8 protein-coding genes are annotated in these 13,201 nt (G+C 45.9%); 5 read left to right on the top strand and 3 right to left on the bottom strand.

The features are described 5' to 3' along the window. Position 1: 1 nt before the first annotated feature. Positions 2 to 2,017, top strand: a complete 2,016-nt coding sequence (locus tag N2317_00980) for a PBP1A family penicillin-binding protein (protein ID MCX7816070.1) — start codon at positions 2 to 4, stop codon at positions 2,015 to 2,017. Positions 2,018 to 2,021: 4 nt separating this feature from the next. Here N2317_00980 and ftsH read toward each other — a convergent pair whose 3' ends face one another. Genes ftsH through carB form a run of 3 tightly spaced genes read right to left on the bottom strand, consistent with a single transcriptional unit; the run spans position 2,022 to position 8,463 of the window. Further along, positions 2,022 to 3,818, bottom strand: a complete 1,797-nt coding sequence (gene ftsH, locus N2317_00975) for an ATP-dependent zinc metalloprotease FtsH (protein MCX7816069.1) — start codon at positions 3,816 to 3,818, stop codon at positions 2,022 to 2,024. Between the two features lie 54 nt (positions 3,819 to 3,872). Then, positions 3,873 to 5,270, bottom strand: coding sequence for an amidophosphoribosyltransferase (locus tag N2317_00970; protein ID MCX7816068.1), 1,398 nt, complete (start codon positions 5,268 to 5,270; stop codon positions 3,873 to 3,875). Next, a complete protein-coding gene (carB, locus tag N2317_00965) occupies positions 5,263 to 8,463 on the bottom strand; it encodes a carbamoyl-phosphate synthase large subunit (GenBank protein MCX7816067.1) in 3,201 nt (1,066 codons plus the stop codon). The genes N2317_00970 and carB overlap by 8 nt, the downstream gene beginning before the upstream one ends. 534 nt (positions 8,464 to 8,997) lie before the next feature. On the opposite strand from carB, the gene N2317_00960 reads away from it, so the two are divergent. The 4 genes from N2317_00960 to lgt all read left to right on the top strand — a co-directional run bounded on the left by N2317_00960 (position 8,998) and on the right by lgt (position 13,187). Then, positions 8,998 to 10,311, top strand: a complete 1,314-nt coding sequence (locus tag N2317_00960) for an MFS transporter (protein MCX7816066.1) — start codon at positions 8,998 to 9,000, stop codon at positions 10,309 to 10,311. 85 nt (positions 10,312 to 10,396) lie between these two features. Continuing rightward, positions 10,397 to 11,350 (top strand): glycosidase, encoded by a 954-nt coding sequence (locus N2317_00955; GenBank protein MCX7816065.1) that lies wholly within the window; start codon positions 10,397 to 10,399, stop codon positions 11,348 to 11,350. 38 nt (positions 11,351 to 11,388) lie between these two features. Continuing rightward, positions 11,389 to 12,342, top strand: coding sequence for a thioredoxin-disulfide reductase (gene trxB / locus N2317_00950; protein MCX7816064.1), 954 nt, complete (start codon positions 11,389 to 11,391; stop codon positions 12,340 to 12,342). After that, a complete protein-coding gene (gene lgt / locus N2317_00945) occupies positions 12,339 to 13,187 on the top strand; it encodes a prolipoprotein diacylglyceryl transferase (protein ID MCX7816063.1) in 849 nt (282 codons plus the stop codon). The genes trxB and lgt overlap by 4 nt, the downstream gene beginning before the upstream one ends. Positions 13,188 to 13,201 lie beyond the last annotated feature (14 nt).

Here is a 13,201-nt window from a genome sequence, read left to right as displayed (position 1 = left end):
CGTGAAAAGGTTATTTAGTGGAAAAGTCAGGGGTTTTACGGTGGTAACCATTCTGATCACAGTATTTCTCCTCTCTCTTGTGATTGTAGGGGGGGGTGTGTTTATATACCTGATCTTTTCTGATTTGCCGACAGTGGCTACATTGAAGGATTACCGTCCCAGTGTTGCCACAAGGGTATATGCGGATAACAATGAACTTATCCATGAGTTTTACTTAGAGAATCGCAAAGTTATCCATATCAGCCAGATCCCTAAGGTGGTGATTTACGCTTTTGTAGCTGCGGAGGATAACCGATTTTTCGAACACAGAGGCGTGGATCTGCTGAGTATTTTACGCGCGTTCGTAAAAAATCTAAGTGCCGGTAGGATTGTTCAGGGGGGTAGTACAATTACACAGCAAGTGGCAAGATCGTTATTTCTAACACCTGAACGGAGTTATTTCAGAAAACTCAAAGAGGTGATCTTGGCTTACAAGATTGACCGGTATTTAACAAAAGAGGAGATACTGAATCTCTACCTAAACCAAATCTACCTTGGTCATGGGACATACGGTGTGGAGGCAGCCGCCCAGGGTTATTTCGGTAAAAGCGCCCGTGATCTTACGCTTCCCGAAGCAGCTCTCCTTGCTGGGTTACCTAAAGCTCCCAGTGCTTATTCTCCATACACTAACTTTGAAAAGGCAAAACAGAGACAGGCATACGTTTTGGAGAGAATGTTTGAAGACGGATACATAACGAAGGAAGAGAAGGATCGGGCACTTGCGACCCCTCTTCGGTTTCGTTCTTTAAGGCCGAAGGAGAAAATCGCCCCGTACTTTATAGAGTACGTTCGTCAGTATTTGCTGGAGAGGTATGGTGCTGATGCCGTTTACAGGGATGGTCTTGAGGTCTATACAACGCTCAACATTCAAATGCAAAAAATTGCTCAGGAGGCGGTTGAAAGAGGTCTGAGGGAGCTTGAGGATCGGCAGAAGTATGAACGAGGAGTGGTTCAAGGAGCCCTGGTGGCGATGGATGTAAAAACCGGGGCAATAAAAGCGATGGTGGGGGGAAGAGATTTCTCCAAGAGTGAATTTAACCGGGCAGTTCAGGCGAGACGGCAACCGGGGTCAGCATTTAAACCCCTAATATACACGGCAGCATTCGATAAAGGATTGACACCTTTAACTACTTTTATGGATGAACCTCTTCAGTTCCCTGATCCCTCACGGCCTGGAGGAGTATGGCAACCCCGTAATTTTGATGGAAAATTTCTCGGGCCAACGACGCTACATTCGGCCCTTGTTCATTCGCGCAACATCATAACAATCAAGGTTCTTCAGGCGATTGGTTTGGACTATGCGGCTGCCTATGCGGCGAATATGGGTATAACATCCCCCCTTGTTCGTAATCTATCTTTAGCTCTGGGGTCCTCGGAAGTCACGCTGTTGGAATTGGTCCGGGCGTATGGTGTACTGGCCAATCAGGGAAGAAGAGTGGTACCTTATGGGATAGCAAAGGTTATGGACCGAACCGGCAACGTGTTGGAGGAGCATCAGGTGGTTCAGGAACAGGTTATTGATGCCCGTATAGCCTATATAACCACCTGTATTCTTCAGGATGTAATAAGGAGTGGTACCGGTTGGAGGGTGAGAGCTATTGCAAGACCGGTTGCCGGGAAGACGGGAACGACAAACGATATGCGGGATGCGTGGTTTATCGGTTACACACCGAACGTAGTTGCGGGGGTTTGGGTTGGTTTTGATCAGGAGCGGAGTCTCGGTTCACAAGAGGTTGGTGGTAGAGCGGCGGCTCCGATATGGTTGTATTTTATGGAGAAGGCACTTAAAGGAATAGCCCCAGATTCCTTTCCGGTTCCTGAAGGGGTTGTGTTTGTAATGACTGAATACCCGTCAGAATCGGGAGAAAGTAAGGTAAAATCCTGTGTTTGCTTGATTGAAGGTACTGTACCACCCCATCTCGATGAGTATACAGGGTACTGTGGTCCACTTAGAGAGGATAAAGCCAAAGATGAATAAATGACTACTTTTTTTCTTCTAGAAGTCTTTTTATTTCTTCGCCTTCCAGTTTTTCTTTATCAATGAGCAGACGGGCTCCTTTTTCTAAGGCTGATCTCTTGCTAACCAAGATACTTTTTGCTTTTTCGTACTGCTCCTCAATTATCTTTTTTACCTCGTTATCTATGGCTTCCGCCGTTGCGTTGCTGTACTCTCCGCCTCTAATATACCCTGTTTCAAGGAACCTATGCGTCTTCTCCCCGGCGAGATAAACCTGACCTAGAGTGTCACTCATACCGTATTCCATTACCATGCTACGTGCGATATCCGTTGCCCTAGCCAGATCGTTGTGAGCTCCGGTGGAAATGTCTCCGAATATTAGTTCTTCTGCCGCTCTACCTCCAAGCAAAGTGGCAATTTTGTTTAGCAGTTCCGTCTTTTTCATGAGAAACCGATCCTCTGTGGGAACTTGAAGAGTGTATCCTAAGGCGGCAATGCCCCGAGGTATAATGGATATTTTCTGAACAGGATCGGTACCTGGTAATGATAGAGCTACAATTGCGTGTCCCATCTCGTGGTATGCTATAATCTCTCTTTCCTGTGGGTTTATAAAGCGGTTTTTCTTTTCCAATCCTGCGATTATACGTTCTACAGCTTCTTCCAGGTCGGTCATGCTAACATAACTTCGACCGTTTCTTACAGCCAGAAGAGCTGCTTCATTCACTATATTAGCTAAGTCTGCACCAACCATACCGGGGGTCATATTGGCAAGCCTTTCTATGTCTACATCAGGACCTACACGGACCTTTTTTAGATGCACCTTTAGTATTTCCTCTCTGCCCTTTTTGTCTGGGCGATCGACCAGGATGTGTCTATCAAACCTTCCCGGACGAAGTAGAGCTGGATCGAGGATTTCGGGACGATTGGTAGCGGCTAAAAGTATAACCCCCACTTTGGGATCGAAACCATCCATCTCGACGAGGAGTTGGTTCAACGTTTGTTCCCTCTCGTCGTGGCCACCAATAGCACTGTACCCTCTGGCCTTCCCAAGGGCATCCAGTTCATCTATAAATATGATGCAAGGGGCCTTTTGTTTTGCTTGCACAAAGAGGTCCCTGACACGAGCTGCACCCATACCGACGAAAATCTCCACGAATTCTGAACCACTGATACTGAAAAAAGGGACACCACTTTCTCCAGCAACTGCTTTGGCCAAAAGAGTTTTCCCCGTTCCTGGAGGACCAACGAGAAGTACACCCTTTGGTATGCGGGCACCTATCTCCGCGAATTTAACGGGATTTTTGAGGAAATCTATAATCTCTTTCAGTTCCTGTTTAGCTTCATCTACCCCTGCTACATCGTCAAAAGTCACGTGAAGCTCATCCTCCATATATATTTTCGCCTTTTTACCCAGGGTCATAAAGCCTGCCTGTTGGCTTCCCATGCGTTTCATAAGCAGATACCAGACCGCAAAGAAGAGAAAGAGAGGGAAGAACCACGATAAGAGGTCTCTCAAAAATGTGGATTCGATTTCCCCTTTGAAGGTTACGGGGTAGCGTTCCAGCATGGAGGATAGCTCTGGATCTACCCTGATTGTTTTGAACAATATTATTTCATCAGCCTTTTCGCCTCTCATTTTCCCCTGTATCTGGTTAGCAGAGACAGCTATTTCAATTACTTTTCCTTCTTTTAGTAGTTTGAGGAACTGACTGTAAGGGATAGTTTTGATGGCCAATAGGGAAGCAATGTAGCTCTGGAGGATGAAGACGATCCAGATACCTATAAGGACGTACCAAATGGAGAAGCGGTGTTTTTTCTCCATTGATTTTGTCTAACAGATCCTCATACGTATTGCAAGGGCCAATTGATAGTCAGTTTATTCAAGCGCGTCAGTGGGATAAATGCCATCCCAGCATTTGAGGCAGAGGTTTTCCCTGGGTATGCCCAGGGCATTTACGAAGGAATCTATACTGTTGTACTTTACAGAATCAGCCTCTATTTCCCGAGCTATACATCCTTCAACTTCGTGGAGCTGTTCGATGGAGTTTATATTACCCTTTGGGATGAATTTACGAGCTATCAGTTCGTCATATGTGCGGGTGGAAACCCCAAAGTCACAGGGATACATGAGAGGTGGGCAGGAAATACGGACATGGACCTCTTTTGCGCCAGAGTTTTTGAGGTCTCTTATTTTACTTAGTATTTGGGTACCTCTGACTATGGAATCATCGCATAGTACGATCCTTTTCCCTGCTACTGCGTAACGCAGGACGGAAAGTTTTCTTCTGGCCATTTTTTCTCGTGCTTCTTGACTCGATAGTGTATAGCTGCGATCGGCATAGCGGTTGTACAGAAAAACCTCTTGATAGGGAATTCCCGATACTTGGTGATATCCTAAGGCATGTCCTATCCCGGACATGGGAATCGGTGCTACGAGATCGAAGTTTGTCTCGTTCTCTACTTTGTCTCTTAATGCCAAAGCACCACCCAAGTTGTTTCGAGCTTTCTGAACGTAAAGTCCCTCTATCACGGAGTCTATACTCGCCGTGTATGCCCATTCAAAGGCGCAATGGGCTCTGCGAGGAGTAGGCAAGACCATCAGGGAGTTTATACCATTCTCATTCAGGAGGACCACTTCCCCTGGAGCCACGTCTCTCACGACCTCCATATCCATGTTCTGTATAGCCCGTGATTCGGAACAGACCACCACGCGTTTTTTGTCTTTGCCGAGGATGAACGGTCGAAACCCAAATACATCACGGACGCCATAAACACCTTCCCGGGTTAGAATAACCATGGAGTAAGCTCCTCTTACTTTCTTTGCGATAGCTGTTATGCCGGAAAGTATGTCATCGGATTCCATTATGATCTTTGCCAGTATTTCCGTGTGGTAACTCCCCTGGAAGGCGTGACCCTGAGTCATCATCTCTTTGATAAGCTCTTCCGCATTAAGGATATTTCCACTGAAGGCCACAGCAATGTCACCCAATTTGGATTGCCAACTCATGGGCTGACGTTCCCATAAACTTACGTGTCCGATGCCCCAGTTGCCTTTAAGGTATTCAAAGTCCTGGGGAGTGAAACTGTTCCCCGCTTTTCCATGATGGATTACCTGACGGATGCGGCCGTCGTACGTGGCTATCCCACAGTATTCCTGTCCCCTGTGCTGGAGGAAATCGAGTCCATTGAAGATGTCATATACACAGGGTTCCTGAGAATATATACCGAAGACCCCGCAATTATCCCTTGCTTTTATCATCTCGTTGTTAGCCAATATCTTTGTGATAACTCTGCAGAGACTTTGCTCTTCCGTGTCCCTTTCTAAATGCTTCTATTCCCTTCACCGCCGCCGCCGCTGCCGCCGTTGTGGTTATATAGGGCACTTTGTATTTAATTGCTGACTTTCTTATGTAAGAATCATCGTGTACACTTTTTCTACCACTAGGTGTATTTATTATCAACTGAATTTCTCCATTTTTCACAAGATCAACGATATGAGGTCTACCCTCATGCATCTTTAGCGCAAGGTCGGCCTCGATACCGTGATCTGCCAGATATTTTCGTGTGCCACTTGTGGCCAATATTCGGAAACCTAGTTCTTTGAATTGCCGGGCGACGGGCAAGATAGAGCCCTTGTCCCTATCCTCAACGGTGATCAAAACGCTTCCCCTATCAGGTAGGGTCTGTTGGGCTGCTTCCTGAGCTTTGTAAAAGGCGAGACCAAAGGAGTCAGCCAATCCCAGGACCTCTCCCGTGGAACGCATTTCAGGACCCAGAACAGGATCCACCTCTGGGAACATATTGAAAGGAAATACCGCTTCTTTTACCCCGAAATGGGGTACCCTTTTGGGTTTTATGTTAAGATCGGCGAGTTTTTTCCCTAATATGAGCTGTGTGGCAATGCGAGCCATGGGTATATTGCACACTTTTGAGACGAGAGGTACTGTTCGTGACGCACGAGGATTGGCTTCCAAGATATACACCGTATCGTTGGCAATAGCATACTGGATGTTCATTAATCCCACCACTTTGAATTCTAGGGCAATCCTCTTTGTGTACTCCACTATAGTTTCCAGGTGCTTTGGTGGTACGGAGATGGGTGGTATCACACAAGCGGAATCACCTGAATGAACCCCTGCGAGTTCGATATGTTCCATTATTGCAGGAACGAGGACGTCTTCCCCATCGGATACGGCGTCTGTTTCCACTTCTATGGCATTCTCCAGGAACTTATCTATAAGAATAGGCCTATCGGGTGTCACACCGCGGGCAGCTGCGACGTATTCTTTTAACATTTCCTCATCATGAACTACTTCCATGCCCCGTCCACCAAGAACATAGGAGGGTCTGACCATTAGGGGATAACCTATACTGTTTGCTACCCGTATAGCTTCTTCCAAATTACTGGCTATGCCAGAAGGTGGCATAGGGATACCCAGCTTCTGCATCATTTTTCTGAAACGGTCTCTGTCCTCAGCGAGGTCGATGGTTTCTGGAGACGTACCCAAAATTTTAACCCCCGCTTTTGCTAGGTCATTAGCGATGTTTAGGGGCGTCTGCCCACCAAACTGGCATATAATACCCTCTGGTTTTTCCTTTTCGTAAATGGATAATACGTCTTCCACTGTTAACGGCTCAAAGTACAGTTTATCAGAGGTATCATAATCAGTGGATACAGTTTCCGGATTGCAGTTGACCATTATGGACTCATAACCTTCGTCCCTGAGGGTAAAGGCAGCATGCACACAACAGTAGTCAAACTCGATACCCTGCCCTATTCTGTTGGGACCTCCCCCAAGCACCATAACCTTTTTGCGGGGGCTGACGGTGGTTCTGTCGGGAGCGTTGTAAGTGGAGTAATAATAAGCGGCATTTTCCACTCCACTGACTGGAATGTAATCCCAGGTTTCCACTATTCCCAGGGCTGTTCGTTGCCCACGTATATTTTCTTCATTCGTGTTGAGTAGTTGAGCAAGATATCGGTCAGCAAAACCATCCTTCTTGGCCTGTATCAGTATTTCATCAGGTAGTTTTTCCCCCCTAAAGGTGATTATTTTCTCTTCCAGTTGCACCAGTTCTTTCATCTGTTCAATAAACCAAGGTTTGATGTGAGTGAGTTTGTAGAGGGTCTCTACATCAGCACCTTTGCGTAAGGCCTCATACATTATAAATTGCCGCTCGCTCGACGGTTCCTTTAACAAGTCGAGGAGGTCTTCCAGTTTTTTTTCATGGAAATCCTTAACCAAACCAAGTCCATATCTACCCTTTTCCAATGAACGGATGGCTTTCTGCAGGGCTTCTTTGTACGTTTTTCCTATGCTCATAACCTCCCCAACGGCCCGCATTTGGGTGCCCAATCTATCTTCCGCCCCCCGGAACTTTTCGAAATCCCAGCGGGCAAATTTTACGACCACATAGTCACCACTTGGGGTGTACTTGTCTAAGGTTCCTTCTCTCCAGTAGGGTATCTCATCCAGGGTAAGGCCACCAGCAAGTAGGGAGGATATGTATGCAATGGGGAATCCTGTAGCTTTGGAAGCAAGGGCAGAGGAACGGGATGTTCGAGGATTAATCTCAATAACAACTATTTTGCCTGTTTCTGGGTGGCGTGCAAACTGAATATTGGTTCCACCTATAACACCTATGGATTCCACAATGCGATAGGCGTATTCTTGGAGTGTACGTTGAACATCCTGTGGTATCGTGAGCATGGGAGCTACGCAGAAGGAGTCACCTGTATGGATGCCCATGGCATCCACATTTTCTATGAAACACACAGTAATAATCTGGTTTTTCGAGTCGCGCACCACTTCCAATTCCAGCTCCTCCCAGCCAAGAACGGATTCTTCGACGAGTATCTGTCCTACCATACTGGCGGCTATCCCTCGGCTTGCCACGGTACGCAGCTCTTCTACGTTGTAAACAAGGCCACCTCCCGTACCACCCAGCGTGTAAGCTGGACGTATGACCACGGGAAAGCCCAGACGACAAGCTATTCTCTCTGCTTCCTCCACTGTGAATGCAGGTTCGCTCCTTGGCATTTCAAGACCCAGTTTTTTCATGGTTTCTTTGAATATTATCCTGTCCTCACCACGTTCTATTGCCTCTGCCTGGACACCGATAATCTTTACACCGTATTTTTCCAAGATCCCCTTTTTCCACAGTTCTGCCGTAAGGTTGAGACCCGTCTGTCCCCCTAAATTTGGTAGGATGGCATCTGGTCTTTCGTTTTCTATTATCTCTATCATAGTTTGAAAATTGAGGGGTTCAATGTAAGTTACATCAGCCATTCCGGGATCTGTCATAATCGTTGCCGGATTGGAGTTGACAAGCACAATTTCGTAACCTAGTGATCGTAACGCTTTGCATGCCTGGGTACCTGAATAGTCGAACTCACAAGCCTGGCCTATGACTATAGGACCTGATCCAATGATCATTACCTTTTTTATGTCGTTTCTTTTGGGCATCTCTCACATCTCTCCATTGTTATTTGGCGCAACGTTTGCTATAGAAATTGACATTAAATGTCAAGAGCATTTCCTGTGTTTGACTTTCTGGAGTATTTAGTGTTTTAGGGTTGTACAAACATGTGTTTGTTGATCTGTCCTGAATGTGCTTACACTACATCAGATTCTAGTCGTCGTTTCTGTGAATACTGCAACACTGAACTTATTCGGAGATGCCCGTACTGTGGCGAAAAGATAACCGAAAAACCGGCTATTTATTGCAGAAAATGTGGGGAAAAGTTAAGAATATCTTATGTTCCTATTCAATAGCGACGTTCGAAATTCAAACGTTACCTGAAAAAATTTTCACACTGTGTCGAGTTATCTGTCGTTGAATCTGGATTTTGTTAATACAAACGTGGGAAATTCCTGGGGTTTTTTAGGTTTTACCTTTTACTTTAGCCGTGGCAGTCTGTCATTTGTTTTAGCGTATTCGTTGATGAGATTCGGCGGTGTAAGCATAATAATACTAGGTGTTTATACCGCTGGAAAGGCATGAATTTTTTTGAGGGTTCAGGTTTGGCTGGAGAGACGTCAAAGACAGATGAATCGACCAAGAAACAGAATGTTTCCCCTTTTGGACGTGATTGTTCAACTTGGTTTAATCGCAATGTTATAGGAGCGGGTATTACCAGCGCCTTGGGCGATTTTTGTTACGAAACCGCCACGGTCATCCTTCCTGGTTTTTTCGCCGTCCTTGGCATCCCCGCAGCGTTGCTAGGTGTTATTGAAGGTATCGCTGACGCGGTAGCGAGTTTCACTAAATTGATCGCGGGATACTTAGCTGACAAACTTGGCTATAGGAAGCTCATTGTGATTGTTGGTTACGCATTGACACCTATTGGACAGGTGTTTATTGCATTGGCAGCAGGTTGGCCACTTGTTCTTTTGGGACGTGTAGTTTCCTGGTTTGGTAAAGGATTACGGGGTCCATTACGCGACGCCATTGTAGCTCAATCTGTCACTTCGGAAACACGGGGCAGAGCGTTCGGTTTTCATAGGGCTACTGACACAATAGGTGCTGTTGTGGGCCCATTGCTGGGAGTAACGCTAATTGGTTTATTTCAGGACTGGCATTGGCACGACAGTTCTGTGCCTTTTCGATTGGTTTTTTTGTTTTCTCTCGTACCTGGTCTACTTGCACCATTGACCTTTTTGATACTGGTAAAAGACCCGCAACTTTCCCCGAATCCTGCAATGAAATTCTTCGGGTCTCTTCGTGAGTTGCCGGGGAGATTTAAACGATACCTTATTGCAGTGGTGCTTTTCGGTATTGGCGATTTTTCACACAGTTTGCTAATCCTTACGGCAACTGTATTGTTGGGAAAAACCTTAGGTATAGTGAAGGCCGTCCAGGTTGCTGGACTTCTATATACGTGGCGGAATGTGGTACAGGTTACTATGTCATACCCCGTGGGTTTCTTCGCAGATAGAGTTGGTCATCTGACTATGCTTATTGCTGGCTACATGCTGGGTGCGTTGACGGCGATTCTGGCAGCACTGGCGTTTTGGTTTGATGTGGGAAGTGTTCCTTTGTTTGTACTTCTTTTTTTTATTGCTGGGTCGTATATGGCTATGCAGGAAACACTGGAGTCCACGGTGACGGCCGAGATGGTTCGTTCCGAGACTCTAACGCTTAGCTACGGTGTTCTGGGGACGGTAAATGGAGTAACTAAACTAATATCTAGTTCGTTGGTAGGTATTTTGTGGACTTTTTTTTCGCCGGTGATTGGTTTTACCTTTGCAGCGTTTTTCATGATCGTTGGGGTTTTCACGTTGGTTTGGCTTAGGACTCATGAATTCCATTAGTGTTTAGTCACTCGTTAAATATCTATGGCGGAAGATATAGGTTAATTGGTATAGCAGATCCACTTTTTTATCTGAGGGATTGGGGATGAACAGGTGGCAGTATACTTGCTTTGCTAAGAATAGACACATATTCCAACGATATAAGAACAATCCAGTTATAACCCCGGATAGTCTTCCCTATCCAGCAAATGCTGTGTTTAATCCAGGAGCGGTTGTTTATAACAGTAAGGTCTTACTGCTCATGAGAGTTGAAGATTTATGTGGTTTTTCTCATCTCACAAAGGCGGTAAGTAATGATGGATATGAGAACTGGATTATCGACAATTGTCCAACATTGTTACCGGATCCAAACATACAGGAGGAACAGTTTGGACTGGAAGATCCGCGTATAGTTTTTGTTAAGGATCTCAATCGTTATGCTGTTACCTATGTTTCCTTCTCAGGTGGAGGACCTGTTGTATCCATTGCTCTGACCGAGGACTTTCAAACGTATGAACGTTTGGGTTCAGTTTTACCGCCTGAGGACAAGGACGCAGCTTTATTTCCTAGGATGATCAAGGGAAAGTTCGCCCTGATACATAGACCAATTATTCGCGGAGAAGCTCACATATGGATTTCCTTTTCTCCCGATCTCAAATACTGGGGGGATCATCGGATTTTGATCCCGGCCAGGCCTGGTTGGTGGGACCATCATCGCGTGGGAATTGGGCCACCACCTATCGAAACCCCTGAGGGTTGGTTGTTAATATACCACGGTGTGAGGATCACCGCTTCTGGTAGTCTTTATCGAGTGGGAATAGCACTGTTGGATCTTGAGGATCCAACGAAGATAATTTACCGTAGCAACAGGTGGATTTTTGGGCCTGAAGAGCAACAAGACTTTTTGGGTGATGTTCCAGGGGTTACATTTCCAACAGGTTTGATTTACAATGAAAAGACTCAGCACTTGATTATGTACTACGGTATAGCGGATAAGTACATCGGAGTAGCAACAGCGGAATTCTCTCGTATTCGAGAATTGATTGCGTCTACAGCTTAATTTTCTTATGTTTGTGAATGATTGGAGGAGATGGAGAGATGGTGCAAGAACTGTATGACGTTATAGTAGTGGGTGGTGGGCCTGCGGGGTTTACAGCTGGTTTATACGTGGCCCGGGATGGTCTCAAAGTTCTCCTTGTGGAAGGTGAGACCAATGCTAGTCAGGCTGCTCTTTCGGATTTTATCGAAAACTATCCCGGTATTGTAGGCGGTATAAGTGGTTTTGATCTTGTGGAGTTGTTTCGTAGACAGGCCTTGTCCTTTGGGTTAGAAACGGTGAAGAAGGATGTAGTTTCCATTCGAAAATTGCCCTACTCTCCATCTCTTTTGTGGGAAGTGATAACCAGGGATTCAGCGTACAGGGCCATTGCTGTTATTGTGGCTACAGGAGCTTCGTGGAGAAAGCTGAACATCCCTGGAGAGGAGGAGTTTACCGGTCGCGGGGTCTCTTATTGTGCTACCTGTGACGGTCCCCTATACCGTGATCAGCGGGTTGTTGTTGTTGGTGGCGGTGATTCCGCCATCCAGGAAGCGATTTTTCTTGCCAGATTTGCTTCCCATGTGACGGTGGTGCACAGAAGAGATCGCTTGCGAGCGTCAAAGGTCCTTCAGGAAAGGGCATTTTCCAATCCAAAGATAAGTTTCATGTGGAACAGCCAGGTCATTGAGATAAAAGGACGGCAGTCGGTGGAGGCTGTTATTGTTAAAAACACAGAATTGCAACAGCTGGATGAGCTCGAAGCACAAGGTGTTTTTGTTTTTGTTGGGCTTGTACCCAATGTGGACGTCGTCAAAGATCTTGTTGAACTTTCCGAAAATGGTGCCATTAAGGTTGATCGTGAGATGAGGACATCTGCTACCGGAATATTTGCGTGTGGGGATTGTATTGAGAAATCGCTGAGGCAGGTAGTGACGGCATGTGGAGATGGAGCTGTGGCTGCCCATTCAGCAAGGCTGTACGTCGAGGATTACAGAGGGGTAACATACGGATGATCGAGTTCTGGCAGCACCTTCCCGAAAGGATATCGCCCTATTTATTTACCTTTGGATCTTTTCAGGTTCGCTATTACAGTTTGATGTATGTGGTTGCTTTTTTACTAACCTATGTGCTTGTTTTGTATCGTACAAAAAGGGAACAAAAATACGCCTGTCTTACGGTTGCGGATGTCCAGGATGTGTTGCTTTGGTGTATAATCGGTGTGTTGCTGGGAGGTCGTTTAGGGTATGTACTTTTTTACAACCCTTTGTATTACTTAGCCCATCCTCTGGAGATATTCCTGCCTTTTGAGATTTCTTCCTCGGGTGTGCGTTTTGTAGGTATCAGTGGCATGTCCTTTCACGGCGGTGCAATAGGGGTTATACTGTGCAGCTGGTATCTGTGTAAGCGAAGAGGGTGGGATTTCTGGTTCATTGCGGATCTTTTCGCACCTGCCGTTCCCCTAGGATACACATTCGGTCGATTCGGTAATTTTATCAATGGGGAGCTCTACGGACGACCTACGGAGATGCCGTGGGGTATGTATTTTCCTGCTGATACTAATGGTTTGCTCCGCCATCCCTCTCAATTGTACGAGGCACTTTCTGAGGGTATCTTTCTCTTTTTGATTTTGTGGTTTATCAGGACGAGAAGTCCATTCGAGGGATTATTGTTATCTCTTTACATCATCGGTTACGGTTTGGTTCGGTTTTTTGTGGAGTTCTTTAGAGAACCTGATCCCCATCTGGGGTTCTTAGGTCCTGGTCTTACCATGGGACAGATTCTCTGCCTGTTTATGGTTTTGTGTGGTGGATATATGTTGGTGTACCGTTCACGGTTCTTCAAAAGTTTTAAGAGCTAAATTTGTCTTGCAAC

It is taken from the genome of Syntrophales bacterium, from assembly GCA_026417625.1.
Classification (GTDB): Bacteria; Desulfobacterota; Syntrophia; order Syntrophales; family UBA8958; genus JAOACW01.
This window is presented reverse-complemented; position numbering and strand designations above follow the sequence as displayed.